Below are 14438 nucleotides of genomic sequence, written 5' to 3' on the forward strand. Positions count from 1 at the left end.
TTTGCCGCAGTGGATGGCAGTGTTTGTGGGTTGCTGGCGATTGCGGACCCGGTCAAGGAGACCACGGAAGCAGCAATAGCCGCTCTGCAAAAGGAAGGCATTCGGGTGGTGATGCTGACCGGAGACAACCGAACCTCCGCCGAAGCTGTGGCCCGCAAACTTCATATTGATGAAGTGGAAGCGGAAGTGCTGCCTGAAGACAAGGGCAAGATCATTCAGCGCCTGAAGGATGAAGGTCGCATTGTGGTAATGGCAGGGGATGGTGTGAACGATGCGCCAGCCTTGGCCACCGCAGACGTTGGCATCGCCATGGGTACAGGGACTGACGTGGCCATTGAAAGCGCGGGCATTACGCTTTTGCGCGGCGATTTGATGGGCATTGTAGAAGCCCGGAAGTTGTCGCGGGCAACCATGCGCAATATTCGGCAGAATCTGTTTTTTGCGTTCGTTTACAACGCCGCGGGTGTGCCAATTGCGGCGGGTGTCTTGTACCCAGTTGCAGGCATCCTGCTGTCGCCCATCATTGCGGCTGCGGCCATGTCGTTGTCTTCGGTAAGCGTCATTACGAACGCCCTGCGATTGAGGGTAGTGAAACTTTCAGACGACTAGGCTGGTGGAGCCTCCCTAGGAAAAAGGAGATGTGTATGTCTTATACAATGGATCGCGTTATTCAGAATGCCGATTTTGCTGAAGTGGATGAACGAACCCGAAAGGCCTTGGCCGATCGGGGCTTTGGGATTTTGACGGAAATAGACGTCAAGGCGACCATGAAAAAGAAACTGGACAAGGATATGTGCGCCTACACAATTCTCGGTGCATGTAATCCAAACATGGCTTGGGAAGCGATCGGCGTAGAACCTCGGGTAGGAGCAATGTTGCCATGCAACGTTATTCTTCGCGAGACAACCGAGGGTGTTGAAGTCAGTGCGGTTGATCCCGTTTCATCCATGAGCGCAATCGACAATGAGCAGCTCAAGCAGGTTGCGGGTGAGGTGAGAGATACGCTGTCTGAAGTTATCAACGCAATCTGACGGCTGAATCGACCAGCCAAAAAAATTGATGTACAGCAATCGAGAGGTTGATTTGAGGATAAATTCAGGCCTGATTCAGGTAGATGCAGTTAACTGGATATGTCGCAAATCGACCTCGTTAAGGAGCTTCGCTATGAAGAGTTTCACCAAAGTAATCGCAATCTCGTTGATTATGGCCACACCGGTTGTCTGGGCGCAGGGTTCAGGTAACCAGCAGAGGTCCGGTGGCATGATGATGTCCTTAGAACAAACGCAGGAAATGCAGCAGAATATGTCCCGCATGCAGAATATGACCGGCCAGATGCGGCAAAATCCCGGACAAGACCATCAAGAGCTCATGCAGGAGCATATGGAGCGCATGCAAGAGCAGATGCGCATGATGCGGGACGGTATGATGGGCAACCGAGGCATGATGAATGGCGAAGGAATGATGAAAGGCGAGGGAATGATGAATAATCAAGGTATGCAGGGGCATTCCAGCCAGGGCCAACCTGCAATTAAACCGGAGGATCGCTTCCAGTTTATGGAAAAACGCATGGATCAGATGCAGTTGATGATGGAGCAAATGCTGGAGCATCAGCAGGAGTTGCAAGGCCGCTCGAAATAATTTTCTGACATTGACGATTATCTGGAATGCCTGAGCTTTCTGGACACTTCGCTGCCTCACGCTGAAGCTGTCTCGAAAGCCTCTGGGCTTAAGCGGCCCAGATGGCTGTGGCGCCGGTTTCGGTTATAGAATGTTCACCATCAGGTTCAATCCCGACGCGTGCGCAGATGTCCTCAATCTGTGCGGTTAACTCTCCGAAACTGAAACGTAATAAAATTCGAAAGGTATTGTTTGGCGACTTGATCCATGTCGGAAGCCCCTGGCCCTGTTGGAGGTGCAATGGTTTTTCTAAAGATTTCGCGCCGGCCAAGGGCCGCAGCCGTGCTCGCTCTAATGGTCTGGGGTGTAAGCTTCTTTCTGCATTTTTTCTGGGAAATGGCACAAGTACCGTTTTTCCTTGGTATGGCCGAAGCGCGTCACTGGGATGTAGTCTGGCTCTGTACACGTGCGACCCTCGGAGACGCGAATATAGCCTTTGGCGCTTACACGATGGCGGCTTGTGTATCCCGGGATTGGTTCTGGGTGGCGAAATCCTGGAGCCGGTCGACTCTGTTGGTCTATCTCTGCGTCGGACTGATCGTGACAATCGTTTTTGAGTATTGGGCGACCGGAGACGGGCAGCGGTGGAGCTACAACGAACAAATGCCCGAACTTGCTGTGACCGGCACAGGAATATTGCCGCTCGCCCAGTGGGTGGTCTTGCCAATGTTGCTGGCCTATTCCACAAGATGGATGTTTCTTGGGTGGCTGGTTTCGAAGCGCACCGAACGCGAGTAGACCGATGATAGCGCGGCCCAGACGAAAGCCAGCGCAAGCAATGCCGCAATCGAGAACAGCACGATAGTCGGCTGATAGGCTGTGTCGTCGGTATCCTCGCGGGTCTCCAAAGAGTAATCCTCAACCTCGAAACCTTCGCATTCCAGCAAGTCTTTGGACTTCGGGTCAAAAGGAAGGGTATGTTCAGGCATAACCAACCGGTACAGAACGGCCATCTTCATTTGAGTGGTGTGTTGAATGAGAGGTAGGCAATTACAGCTGAAACACAGGAGCAAAGCCACCTCCAGGCGTACGAAAATTGGTGGTCTGGCCTTGGTATACACGGGCAGCGGCGAGCAAACTTTTTCCCGCGTAGGTGTAAAGGCGAATATCGACTTTTCTGGTGGTGACAGTACCGTCAACTTTCATGGCTCGTTCCCCCGCAGGAACGAAGTTCTGTGCGATATAGTCGCCTTCAAGAATGTTTTCGAAAACGCGCCGGGTCAATTTGTTGCCCCGGTAGACACCCTTGCTGCCGTGGCCGGCAACCGGCTTGAAGAACAGCTCACGACGGACTCTCCACAGTTCTGCCGCGTTGCTTGCTGCAACCAGGCGGGTCTTGGGCACGGCGCTCGCCAGATATCCGGCTTCAGCTTCATTCAGCCCCCAGTCGCGCAGGGTCTGGGGATCGGACAGCAGAATCAGGTTTCGTTTGTCGGCCATGAGTGCATGCACACGGGGGTTGGGTGTTACCACCACCGCGCCGTCGAGATACGCTCGCCTTAGAGCCTCATGAGCCGGGGCGTCCAGTGCGAAGTCCACCAGCCGGTTGTACACCATATCGATGCGCTTGCCGTTTGCGGTCAAAGCACCATCGACGTATTCAAGCTCCGATGGGTCGAGTATCAAGGTATCGATGCCTCTGGCCTGAAGTAGCTGTTCAGCCAGCTGGAATTCGGGGAACATGAACTGGCTCTGCGGGTCATCGTCCACGATGGCCAAGCAGCTGGGCATCGAGTCAGTACGCTGCTTTTTCCTCTCCTGTTCAAACATGTCTAATACTGCGTCCTCAAATCCATCCAGCGCCTGCTTGGTCGCTGCGGTCTGTTGCGATGGGTCACAGCATCGATGTTGAGCCCGGGCCAGTACCGTATTCAGAAACGCGCCGCCGGCATTGGTGTTGATCTCGATTAGTTGAGGGCCGTCGGGGCCCAGGTGAAAATCATAACCCATAAAAGCGCCTATGGGGCCTGGATCGATACGTGCGATTTCCGGCGCCCAGGACAGGGCACGTTCACGATAGGACGCAAGCGCGGAGGCCGATTCGATCGCCTGTACGATACGCTCCATCATTTCGACGTCCGCCCGGGGGACGAAAACCGGTGTGTTTGAAAAAAAATGCTGGATTTCGGGAACCGCTGAGAAATTACTTCCAGCGTCTAAAAACTGATCTCGAAGGCTCACATTTAGAGCCTTGCGATCGAGCGTGGCACAGTAGCAACCGCGGTTGAGTTGGTCAGCGTGAGTCGTGATGGGTCTTTGGTTTTTAGGGGTCACGTCTTGCATTTTGAGCCCGTCGCTATGGCAGGTCGTTCGACCTGTCGATGTAGGTGCCAAGTTGCTTCAACAATCTGGGCTCTAGTTTCGGCCCTGATTCTGGTCAAGAAAATACATGTTTAACGGCTGTGTTCAGGCCTGATTCAGTTTTGTGTGTTGGACTGCTAGGTAGTGACCACACACGGTCGCAACCCTTGCCAGTTGGTAGGGCTAATTTTATTGAAATCTTCCTATCCAAAAGGTGACGCGATGAAACATCAATTTTGCAAACGCTGGCTTGTTGCGCTGACCATCAGCGTTACGATGAGTTATTCGCTGATGGCGGCTGCGGGTACTAGCCGGGCATTTGTTCCCATGGGGGTGGCCGATTCGGTGGGCGTTATTGATCTGGAAAGTCGTCAGATGACGTCGTCAATTGCCGGAACGGTGAATACCCACGGCTCTGCACTGACCCCAGACGGGCGGTACCTGGTTGTAGGCAGTCTGACCGCCCATGAAAGCCAAGAGCCTGTCAGCCGGCCAGAAGGTGTAACTGAAGACGAACACGCCGCCCATCATGGCGGTGGCGCTGCTGCGACATCGGAAGAATCGAATACCGGGCTGCTCTATGTGGTGGACACTGAAACGAATGCGATTGTTCGCAAACTGGAGGTTCCAGGGCCGGTGCATCATGTTCTGGTGACCTCGGATGGTCGCTATGCCGTTTCCACTCATCCCGTGGGTGGCGGTATCAGTGTTGTTGATCTGGATTCCGGAGAGCTGGTTAAAACGGTGGCGACAGGACCTGCCCCCAATTACATGGTGGAAACGGACGACGGTCAGTCTCTTCTGGTCAGCAATAGCGGTAATGACACAATCAGCGAAGTGGACACCGGGCACTGGTTCGTCAAGCGTAACCTTCGGGTTGGTGGTGGTCCGGAACATATGGTGCTCGCCCCCAACAACGAGCGGCTTTATGTTAATAACGGTACATCCGGCCAAGTTGTTGTCGTTGAGCTTTCGAGCGACACAGTGGCGGCAACGTACGAAGTTGGGGAGGAACCCCATGGCGTTGGTTTGAGCGAAGACGGCCAGGTACTTTACGCAACCAGTAAGGGGAGTAATCGGGTCGTTCGGATTGAGCTGGCCAGCGGAACTCGCCAAAGCGCGGCACTGGCGCCGGCACCTTATCACCTCGCTGTATCTCCCCGTAATGGCCAGCTGCTGATTACCAGTCGCACCGAGAGCAAGCTTTGGGTGCTCGACTCAGAGTCCCTCAAAGTGATTGATGAGATTCCGTTAGAAGGTATAGGCCATCAGATATCGATTAAGGATGAAAAATAACGCAATGGCAAACCAATCACTTTCATTACAGACCATCATCGGAATGGTGGTCGTTGCGATTCTTTGGGCCATCTGCTTTCCGTTCATAACGGTTGGTTTACCGGATGCGCCCCCCTTGCTGTTCGCGTCTATAAGAGCCCTTTTGGCGGGAGGGTGTTTAATTGTTGTAGGAATGAAAATGGGGCGAATGCCCCATTATTCGTTTCAGGGTTTGATGATGCTTGCGCTGATCGGTTTCAGTTACACCGGAATGGGGCTTGGCGGTATGTTCCTCGGAGCAAGTGATGTAGGGCCAGGGGTCGCAACTGTGCTGGCGAATGCGCAACCTCTTTTCGCCGCGATACTGTCGCTTTTTGTGCTCAAGGAAGTCATTACTGTTCGTTTGTATTTGGGTTTGTTCATTGGCTTTGTCGGGGTCGTTATTCTCGCTCTACCCGGTTTTGACGTTGGTGCAGATCGTTCGATCGGCGCGCTCTATGTACTTGGCGGGGCCGTTGGGACGGCCATTGGGAATGTTCTGTTGAAGCTTCAGGCCGGCGACGGGGATGTGTACTGGCCTATGGGGATCCAGCTCGTAATGGGGGCGGTATTTCTGTTTCTGGCTTCTTTGTTGGCGGGGGAAGGCTTTGAGGTTGACTGGACATGGTCATTTGCCGGCGCTGTCTTTGTGCTTGCAATCCCGGCAACGGCGTTAATGGTAGTGCTCTGGTATGCACTTCTTGCCAGAGCACCGTTGAATAAGCTCAATCCTTTTACTTTTCTGACACCGGTCTTCGGTTTACTTATCGGGACTCTATTTTTTGATGAGACATTCAGTACCGTGGAAATGACCGGAATTGCGATCACGGTTGTGGGGCTGCTGGTGATTATCATAGTTCCAAAGCAGGAAAGCGTATTGCTTGAGTCGTGAGGCAGCACGATGCCCGCTGCGTGCCAGCACGATGGCGCTGGTCAACGCGGCGGGGTTCATTCCTATCATGGTGATGGATTGGGGGTTCTACGTTCACTCACGTTTCGATCCATGCTGCCGGTGCGTTCGAACATACCGTTCGGGATCTGCGTCGAACTGTTCGCGGCACGCCGTCGCGCAGAAGTAATAGCGTTTATCTTGATAGCGTTTATCTTGATAGTCGGACTCCGCGGCGGCGGTCTTGTAGCTGACCTGCATGCCACAGACAGGATCCTCAAAAGATTTTTGCTCTTCTCGTTCACGTTTCATTGTTGTTCTCTCCGTTTTTTGTGTGTAGTGATGCTGCTTTTGCTGCGACGAGCCGTTGGCAGGGCCGGTATTGGCCGCTTGGGCCTGGTGGCTCCGTGCTAGCCGTGGCCTCCGCTCATTTTCGCTGATGGGTACGAGCGGCAAAGAAGTTGTAGAGGGGGCCGAAAATTAACGCCACGTACCAGCCGTAGCCAAAGCTTTCTGCCAGACCCAGGAAAAAACTTGACCAGCTCAACCAAGTGAAGCCAGGTAGCAGACGCAACCAGCTCTCATACATCGCGTGGTCTGGAAACAAAAGGTCGAAACCGACGCAAAGAATGAAGGTCACAGCCAGGAACAGACCGAGGCTCATCCCCAATGCGATCACGGGTATTCGAGGCACGGCCTGAACCGGTAGGGGTGTGCCATAGCGCGGCTTAGATTTGATGTTCGAAACGGTCTCGGCGTCAGGCATGTTCGTTCTCCGATTGAGTGGACGGGTGTTTGGCATCATCACCGGAAAGATATTGCTCAGGTGCGGCCTCGAAGCGTTCCCGGCAGTCACGCGAGCAAAAATAGTAGACATGGCCGTCATGGACGCTCGACTTTGCCTTTTCAGTGTCGACGGTCTTGCCACATACAAGATCCACGTCGTCGGCAGGCGGAATCCAGCGCAGACCATCGGTGGCCTGTCCCTTTGGCGCTTCCCCGCCATGCTTGGCCTTACCGTGCCCATGGCCCATTACGTGAGCACCACAGCCAAAACGCATCATCAGGAAGATGATTCCCGCCCAAAGCATGAAGTACGCCAATTCGTTCATCATCTCTCTCCGTTAGTTATCAAACCATCAACTGATAACATCCTATACTATGAAACTTAATTGGAACTGAATGGTGGTATGAAAAACGTTTTAAATAATGAGATAGTATATGAAGCATAACTATAGAAGTTGTCAGCTATCCGTTGGTAGTTCATCGAATTAACGTTTTTTATAATCATGAACGGTAAGAGCTAATTTCTTTATTTTTATAAAAAATGGTTAACTGATTTTTTAAAAAAACCCGTAGACGGTAAAAATAAAAAAAGACCTATAAAAGATCTACAACATTTGTATTCTTAGTATAAAATTATGACCAGCTACTACAAGAGTAATAGCCGGTCACCTTTATTTTTTAACTACTGCGAATGGATACCGATTTTTGAGCGTCCAAACGTTTAAGCCGGATCGTTAGCTTTTACCTTCAATTTCTGCATCTGAGCATGGATTTTTTCATGTTGTATTTTAAGCGATTCCGAAACTTTTATGCTCTCCGTCTTATTAGGATAACTGCGAGCGTCACTGATGCGATCTGCCAAACCAGAATTCGCACTGGCCATAGCTGAGAAGAATACGGTAGCTGCCACAGCAATAATGATCTTTTTCATATAAAACTCCTTACTATTTGGATATGAGGCAAGAAACTAAATTAGTAAGTGCCGCTAATGATAGGAATAAAATTCGAACGACATCTCGTTGCCTTTTGACAGTTCTATTAAAACATTCATTACTGAAATGAATCTGAAAAAAACAAAAAAGTTGAAAATTATTTTCTGAAAACCAATGGCAGACACTGCTCTTTTATAAAGTGGAGAAGTTAATTTTATCAAAATTTATATCAGGCCAGGGCATGTCAAAAAATGGTAGGCACGGTCGTTACAGCACTTATCCAGGCTACTTCTATTACATCGCTCTTTGCAGCTCAACTGAGCCCCCACTCTCACCATCGGTGCGAAGCACCAGTGTGATGTCATTATCGTTGCAGTTGCAGATGAACTAGCCGGGACAAAACAGAACCTCGTCCTATCATTTGAGTTCGGCGGCCATTGCCGGAGTATGTTCTTCACTTTTGTCGCAGCTTCAGCTTCAACTTCAACAACTACGGCTGTATCGAAGACAGGCTTAACGGTCTCTGAAAGTGCCTCGTCGATGGCGGATTGCACCGTCACCACCTCCGCGGATTCTTGCGAGAGTTATTCCTTGATTTCACCCATCTCCGTCAAACCCTAGCAGGCGGCTAACGCTTGTAAAGTCCAGAGCGTATTTGGAGGGAATTACCACAGCTACCAGCAGCACCAGCGCAACGATCGTCGCGATGATCGTGGACCGACTCAGCTGCGCGGAGCTGGGTAATTTATGACGATGAGTATCATCGCCAAGGCGAGAAACTGGCCGATTTTCACAGCGACATTGAACGCGAGAAGGTTCGGTATCAGTTCATCCGGGGAGATGTCGTACTCAATGATTTTCGTGGACAGACCAAAGCCATGAAAGAAACTAAAAGTCAGCAACCACGCCGGGCATGTCTTCTGCCGGGCTCTTGCGGCAAGTGCCATTATCGCCGTGGTGTGTTTTAGCGTCCTGGCTGTGGTGGTGAAGCGATTTGGCATTATCTTGCTATAGCCATGAAGCTTTCAGTAATTCTGAGGTTGCAGAAGCGTATTCATCTCCTTCCCACTTGATTTACACGTTGGCTGTGTTAGATTTGGCGCTCTTTGGGGAGTAGCCTGCTTCCGGTATTCGGAAGAGTTCGTGTCAACATACCTGGCCAAACGCCATGGTGCGAACACCTCTCGGTTGGCGAGACCATCGATATATCCATGCCTGATGGTCGGGCGTGTGGATATGTCGTGGACTCAACGCCCGGCCGGAGAACATTGAATGAACCCCATAGCCCTTCTGTTGTTGGCTCTTTCAATGTCTACTGATGCGTTTGCAGTAGCCATAGGCAAGGGAGCAAGCCTTAAAAATCCCCATTTCTTCGAAGCATTAAGAATGGGCCTCATTTTTGGATTAATTGAGGCCATCACTCCCTTTATCGGTTGGTTAATTGGTAATATCGCCGCGTCTTATGTGGATGTTTGGGGGCACTGGATAGCGTTCGCGTTATTGGTGTTTCTTGGCTTACACATGCTCTATGAAGGTCTGAGTCCAAGTAGTGAAGAGATAGAACAACCCTCCAGACATTCTTTTCTTAAGATTGCTCTAACCGCATTTGGCACCAGTATTGATGCAATGGCAGTGGGTGCAAGCCTGGCATTTGTAGAGGTGAGCATATTTCTGGCCGCTGGGCTCATTGGCCTGGCCACAACGGTAATGGTTACGTTAGGCGTCATGTTGGGACGAGTCGTGGGTTCACTGTTCGGTCAGAAGGCTGAAATTATGGGCGGCCTGACACTGATTGCCGTTGGTGCATGGATCTTGTCAGGCAATCTTTAACTCTCAGCAATTGATCTATCCCACGCCCTTGGGTGGCAGCGCCGTTAGAAATGCGATGGACAGGTTTCGACTTCCACTGTCACATGTACGAGCGACGATTGGCCGGTTTGGATTCGGTCACGGTAATGGCCGGGAGACTGCGGATAGTGGGCAACGATCGCGACAATCGCGGCGTACAGATTGGGTCCAATCGACCAGACGTGGAGATCACTCACACGCGTATCGTCACACTCCACCGTACGTTTGATGTCCTGCACGATACTTGCCTGCTGTTTGTCGAGTAATACACTCGCCGTGGTCTGCAGTAAGCCCCAAGACCAGCGGGTGATAAGTATGGCTCCAACAATGCCCATAACCGGGTCCATCCAGTTCCATCCCGCATATTTGCCGGCAAGCAGGGCTATGATGGCCAAGAGAGAGGTGAGTGCGTCGGCCAGCACGTGGAGGTAGGCCGCTTGGCGATTATGATCGTATTGGCTGTGGTGATGGTGGCTGTGTGATTCATCTTCATGATGAGCGTGGCTGTGATCATGATCGTCGCCGAGAATCCAGGCCGATACGCCATTTACGATCAAACCTATAACCGCAACAAAAATAGCTCCGTTGAACGAAATGACAACCGGATTCATAAAACGGTCGACGCTTTCAATCACCATAAAAAGTGCGAATCCAGCTAAAAGTATGGCACCGGTGAATCCTCCCAGTGCATTCACCTTGCCGGTACCAAAACTGAAACGGGCGTTAGTGGCGTTTTTTCTGGCGTACGCGTATGCGAACGCAGCGATGCCCAGCGCCGTCGCGTGTGAGCCCATGTGCAGGCCGTCGGCAAGCAGTGCCATGGAGCCATAGACCAAGCCGGCTGCAATTTCCCAGACCATCATCACCAGAGTCAGTCCGACGACGATTAATGTGCGCTTTTCACCAGACCGTTTCTGGTCTTGCCCAAAAGCGTGGTCATGGTGCCATTTTGAAATATCGTTTTCATGCATACGTCCGCGTCCTAATAACAGCTTTGGTTGAGTAAGGCTCCACGGCGCCTGACCATCATTTTGATTAAACCGTCGTTCGCTCTACCGTTCGCAGTGTTTCGAGCAGCGCCGAATAGCCGACATTTTTTATTGGCGAACGCGTTTACTTGAGGTAGGTGCGAATGACGTCCATCAGTTCATTGGCACCCTGGTTGCGCTCGGCGTCACTTGTGATATCGGGATTGGCGACATGCATTTGCATATGGTCTTCCATGACTTCGGCCATAAGACCATTTGTGGCACCGCGGACGGCGGCAATCTGATGCAACACCTCAGTGCAGCCTTTATCTGTATCAAGGGCTCGTTCCAACGCTTCAACCTGGCCGCGTATACGGCGCACACGGCCCAGCAACTTGGCTTTGTTATGTGTGATATGGCTCATGGGTAACAAGTCAAAATTATAGGGTAGGGGGGTATAGTATAATAAACGACAGAAAAGAGCTATAAATGTAAGTTGGCAATGAAACGATGAACAACAGTTCGAGGGAGGACGCACTGATTTCCCGATGCCAAGCTAACTATCAGCTGACCTCTTCGCCCAGGCCGTATGACGCGGACAAGGTTGAGCCCCCTATACAGAGAGAGAAAAGGCTCGACCAAAAAGTTTTATGCAGGTTCCAGAATCAGCAATGACTCCGCCGATGCGCACGAGCAGGTAGCCGGGCACCAGGGCGGAGTAAGAGGAGAGAAAAGAGGTGCCAAGCGGCAAAGTTCGGCGTATCAGAATTGGTACCGTTTCATGCTTTCGGTTTGACCTGTAGCGGTGAAAGCCAGTACGTCGTAGCTGTCTTGCCGGCCAGTTTCCATGCCTGGTGTGCCATGGGGCATTCCCGGAACGGAAATTCCGATTGTCTTGTCACCAAACGGGTAAGCTGCCCTAGCCAGGTAATCCTTGAGGTCGCTCGCTGGAACATGTCCTTCAACCACGAAACCATCAATAAGAGCGGTGTGACACGACGCCATTTCGCGCGGCACCTGATGGCTCATTTTAATTTCGTTTATGTTGTTTGTGTCTTTGACCTCAACATCAAAACCATTCCGTTCAAGGTGTTCTACCCAGCCTGTGCAGCAGGAGCAACTGGCGCTTTTGTACACAGTAATGGCTGATTGATCCTGAACGGCTGATGCTGCAACCGGCTCAGAAGCTTGTACTGTGAACCCTATAACCGTTGAACCGACGGCGAAGGCCAACAGGCCGACGATCATTGGTTTTCTCATGATAAGTTGGCGATTAGACATGGCAGTTTCCAAGTATTGGGTTGTTATTCCCGTCCGGTTACGTTGATTCGCCCAAGGTCCTGGCGGGCATTAGACAAGAACCAGCCATGCTAAGTGAGGCATGGCTGGACACGTTTGTTACGATTTCTGGTGTCTGGTGTCTGGAGTCTTGAGCACGCATCTGTCCTGCATGATTCGAACCCGATGAATTCGAGTGATTTTTGTATTCAGCTTTATCCATTTTCATGTGTATTCTTTTATGCTGCAGATGCAGCATTTTAGGGCTAACCGTCTCGACTGTTTTATTTGGATAGCTTCGCGCCTCGTTAATGCGATCCGCCAAACCAGAGTTGGCATTTGCGGTCATTGAGAACAAGGCTGTAATTGCAGTCGCGATAATGATCTTTTTCATGTTGAACTCCTTGCTCTGAATTACTGTTCGTTAAAACGTAATTCAGATTGATTTCAGGTTTATATATTTTTCTGCTCATCTCCCAAGATGTCACCAGCGCGAATTAAATAGTGCTAATGACCCTTGAGCTTTTTTGAATCAATCTAACCCGAGGAGTTATCCTGCGGTGTTTTTTTGATCCTGCTCCAATGCTCGGTGGAAGGCTCTACCTTTTTCCGTCATCATATCAACCCGAGCTTCCATACCACCTTCAGACATTCCGTTGCGTGTCATTTCTCTATGAAGGCGTTGCATGTCCTTATTCTTGAGCACCTCGGTCTGCGTTGCTTCTTTATTCATGCCGCTGTGCATCGAATTCATGTTGTTGTGCATTGATGTCATATTGCTGTGCATTGAGCTCATATCGCCTTGCATCGAAGCGCTGCTCTTAGTGTCTTGCTGCATGTTGCCGGCAAAAACTGCAGTAGATAAAGTGATTGCGGCTAAAAATAAAATAGGTGCTTTCATGATGTACCTCCTGGTTGGTTGATGAAACGATTTAAACATCTCTTCCTGAATTCACCCTGAAAGAAGTAATAAAACAAATGTAATAATTTTTATTGATATTTATCAGTCATTAATAGCGTTTGACTCAGATCAAAATCACACAATATTTTTTTAAATTTCAGCCTGAATTCAGATAGCGCTTTTATGATTCTTCGCTGCGTACCAATTCAGTGGAGAATAGAACGTGAATGACTTTGTTCGTGTATATAAAGCAGCGGTAATAGGTGCCTTTCTTCTAACGAGTCTTGGTGTTTCTGCGGAACCGACACTTGCCCTTGAAGACGCCATTGATATTGCCATTCGAGGCGATCCCTGGTCAGCCCAAAGCATTTATCTGCAACGGGCGCTTATTGATGAATCCGTTGCAGCAGGTGCCTTACCGGATCCACGCATTACGTTGGGCGCCGCAAACCTTCCCACCGATACCTTCGATACCGGCCAGGAGGGCATGACACAAGCCACTATTGGCCTCAGCCAGCGATTTCCTCGTGGTGATAGTCGGTCTCTCGCCCGCGCTAAGAAGATACAGCTCGCCGAATCCCAGTCGTTTCAGCGGGAGAATCGACAGGAGTTGGTGGTTAGATCGGTCACTTACCTATGGCTTGAACTTTGGAAAGCGCAGGAGAGTATTCGAATAATTGACAACAATCGGGGCCTTTTTGAGCAGCTGGCAGACGTTGCTGAAGCCGGGTACACCTCTACGATGACCGGTTCGCGGCAGCAGGACATCATTCGTGGTTCTCTTGAGTTAACCCGCCTTGATGACCGCTTAACGGGGCTTCACTCGCAGTTGGAAACCGCTCAGGAAGAGCTGGGAGAGTGGGTAGGTGCTGATACGTTTCGTTTACGGGTAAGCGAACGTATCCCCTTTAATCTGTTAGCCAAGCTTGTTAATACGCCGTCTTATACCAGCGGCAACGCCGCGATCACTCACTCCTCAATTCGCGCAACCGACCAGTTGATTGATGCCGGGTCACTCGACATTGAGTTGGCTCGTCAGGCTTACAAGCCTGAATGGACCGTATCGGCTCAGTATGGATATCGGGACCAGGCTCCGGGCGGGCAAGACCGGGCGGATCTCTTTACAGTCGGGATTGGATTTGACCTGCCTTTTTTTACCGGCAATCGCCAGGATCGCACCGTAAGCGCGGCAATCGCGCGGGTGGAAGCGGCGAAGTCTGATCGGATGCTGCAGGTTCGGCGACTAACAGCCGAGGCCCGTGCGGCGGCTGCCCGAATTAACCGGCTCGATGACCGCATCCTGCTTTACCAGCAAACGCTGCTTCCGCAAATAGCGGAGCAGGCGAATGCAGCTCTATCAGCTTACAACAACGATGATGGCGATTTTGCCGAAGCTGTCCGTGCACGTATCGCCGAGCTCAACGCACAGGTTGATTTCATACAGATGACCGCTGAACGCGCCAAAAACCTGGCGAACTTTCGCTATCTCACCGCTGATACCTCTGACTCACCCTCGTTTTCACTGAAAAATTCCCAGGATTAAA

The 14438-nt window shown here is 51.0% G+C and carries 18 protein-coding genes, 1 pseudogene and 1 riboswitch; of the genes and pseudogenes, 7 read left to right on the top strand and 12 right to left on the bottom strand.

Annotated features, from left to right (window positions below):
- The 3 genes from MELB17_RS09265 to MELB17_RS09275 all read left to right on the top strand — a co-directional run.
- Window positions 1-609 (top strand): HAD-IC family P-type ATPase (locus MELB17_RS09265; protein ID WP_007349943.1); only part of this gene is annotated, 609 nt, incomplete at its 5' end.
- A gap of 35 nt (window positions 610-644) precedes the next feature.
- Window positions 645-1031, top strand: a complete 387-nt coding sequence (locus MELB17_RS09270; protein WP_007349944.1) for a DUF302 domain-containing protein — start codon at window positions 645-647, stop codon at window positions 1029-1031.
- A 133-nt stretch (window positions 1032-1164) separates the two neighbouring features.
- A complete protein-coding gene (locus MELB17_RS09275) occupies window positions 1165-1638 on the top strand; it encodes a hypothetical protein (protein WP_007349945.1) in 474 nt (157 codons plus the stop codon).
- Window positions 1639-2354: 716 nt separating this feature from the next.
- Here MELB17_RS09275 and MELB17_RS25035 read toward each other — a convergent pair.
- Window positions 2355-2606: a hypothetical protein gene (locus MELB17_RS25035; protein ID WP_198136471.1), complete on the bottom strand. Its 252-nt coding sequence runs from the start codon at window positions 2604-2606 to the stop codon at window positions 2355-2357.
- Between the two features lie 61 nt (window positions 2607-2667).
- A complete protein-coding gene (locus tag MELB17_RS09285) occupies window positions 2668-3747 on the bottom strand; it encodes a hypothetical protein (RefSeq protein WP_007349948.1) in 1080 nt (359 codons plus the stop codon).
- 453 nt (window positions 3748-4200) lie between these two features.
- On the opposite strand from MELB17_RS09285, the gene MELB17_RS09290 reads away from it, so the two are divergent.
- Together MELB17_RS09290 and MELB17_RS09295 are read left to right on the top strand one after the other, a co-directional pair.
- Entirely contained in the window at window positions 4201-5274 is a 1074-nt protein-coding gene (locus MELB17_RS09290; RefSeq protein ID WP_007349949.1) for a YncE family protein, read from the top strand.
- Entirely contained in the window at window positions 5264-6184 is a 921-nt protein-coding gene (locus MELB17_RS09295; protein WP_227498855.1) for a DMT family transporter, read from the top strand. Before MELB17_RS09290 ends, MELB17_RS09295 begins: the two co-directional genes overlap by 11 nt.
- 93 nt (window positions 6185-6277) lie before the next feature.
- Here MELB17_RS09295 and MELB17_RS09300 read toward each other — a convergent pair whose 3' ends face one another.
- The 5 genes and pseudogenes from MELB17_RS09300 to MELB17_RS09320 all read right to left on the bottom strand — a co-directional run.
- Entirely contained in the window at window positions 6278-6493 is a 216-nt protein-coding gene (locus tag MELB17_RS09300) for a YHS domain-containing protein (RefSeq protein WP_007349951.1), read from the bottom strand.
- Window positions 6494-6608: 115 nt separating this feature from the next.
- Window positions 6609-6947: a DUF5676 family membrane protein gene (locus MELB17_RS09305; RefSeq protein ID WP_007349952.1), complete on the bottom strand. Its 339-nt coding sequence runs from the start codon at window positions 6945-6947 to the stop codon at window positions 6609-6611.
- Window positions 6940-7296 carry a YHS domain-containing protein gene (locus tag MELB17_RS09310; protein WP_198136472.1) on the bottom strand — a complete coding sequence of 119 codons (357 nt, stop codon included), beginning with the start codon at window positions 7294-7296 and terminating at the stop codon, window positions 6940-6942. Before MELB17_RS09310 ends, MELB17_RS09305 begins: the two co-directional genes overlap by 8 nt.
- Before the next feature lie 392 nt (window positions 7297-7688).
- Entirely contained in the window at window positions 7689-7898 is a 210-nt protein-coding gene (locus tag MELB17_RS09315) for a hypothetical protein (protein WP_007349954.1), read from the bottom strand.
- A 741-nt stretch (window positions 7899-8639) separates the two neighbouring features.
- A pseudogene (locus MELB17_RS09320) lies at window positions 8640-8801 on the bottom strand (HupE/UreJ family protein); the annotation flags it as partial.
- Window positions 8802-8995: 194 nt separating this feature from the next.
- Window positions 8996-9168: riboswitch (yybP-ykoY riboswitch) on the top strand.
- A gap of 3 nt (window positions 9169-9171) precedes the next feature.
- Here MELB17_RS09320 and MELB17_RS09325 point away from each other — a divergent pair.
- On the top strand, window positions 9172-9729 hold the full coding sequence (locus tag MELB17_RS09325) for a manganese efflux pump MntP family protein (RefSeq protein ID WP_007349957.1): 558 nt from the start codon (window positions 9172-9174) through the stop codon (window positions 9727-9729).
- Window positions 9730-9773: 44 nt separating this feature from the next.
- Here the strand turns inward: MELB17_RS09325 and dmeF are convergent, their stop codons facing one another.
- The 5 genes from dmeF to MELB17_RS09350 form a co-directional block, all read right to left on the bottom strand.
- Window positions 9774-10718 carry a CDF family Co(II)/Ni(II) efflux transporter DmeF gene (gene dmeF, locus MELB17_RS09330; protein ID WP_007349958.1) on the bottom strand — a complete coding sequence of 315 codons (945 nt, stop codon included), beginning with the start codon at window positions 10716-10718 and terminating at the stop codon, window positions 9774-9776.
- A 142-nt stretch (window positions 10719-10860) separates the two neighbouring features.
- Window positions 10861-11139, bottom strand: coding sequence for a metal/formaldehyde-sensitive transcriptional repressor (locus tag MELB17_RS09335; RefSeq protein ID WP_007349959.1), 279 nt, complete (start codon window positions 11137-11139; stop codon window positions 10861-10863).
- Between the two features lie 338 nt (window positions 11140-11477).
- On the bottom strand, window positions 11478-11996 hold the full coding sequence (locus tag MELB17_RS09340; RefSeq protein WP_227498856.1) for a DUF411 domain-containing protein: 519 nt from the start codon (window positions 11994-11996) through the stop codon (window positions 11478-11480).
- Window positions 11997-12033: 37 nt separating this feature from the next.
- Entirely contained in the window at window positions 12034-12387 is a 354-nt protein-coding gene (locus MELB17_RS09345) for a hypothetical protein (protein ID WP_007349961.1), read from the bottom strand.
- A gap of 156 nt (window positions 12388-12543) precedes the next feature.
- The gene (locus MELB17_RS09350) at window positions 12544-12894 is read right to left on the bottom strand and encodes a hypothetical protein (RefSeq protein WP_007349962.1); all 351 of its coding nucleotides are present in this window, start codon (window positions 12892-12894) and stop codon (window positions 12544-12546) included.
- 223 nt (window positions 12895-13117) lie between these two features.
- Here MELB17_RS09350 and MELB17_RS09355 point away from each other — a divergent pair, with 223 nt between their 5' ends.
- Window positions 13118-14437, top strand: coding sequence for a TolC family protein (locus MELB17_RS09355; RefSeq protein ID WP_007349963.1), 1320 nt, complete (start codon window positions 13118-13120; stop codon window positions 14435-14437).
- Window position 14438 lies beyond the last annotated feature (1 nt).

Source organism: Marinobacter sp. ELB17 (assembly GCF_000169375.1).
Taxonomy (GTDB): domain Bacteria; phylum Pseudomonadota; class Gammaproteobacteria; order Pseudomonadales; family Oleiphilaceae; genus Marinobacter.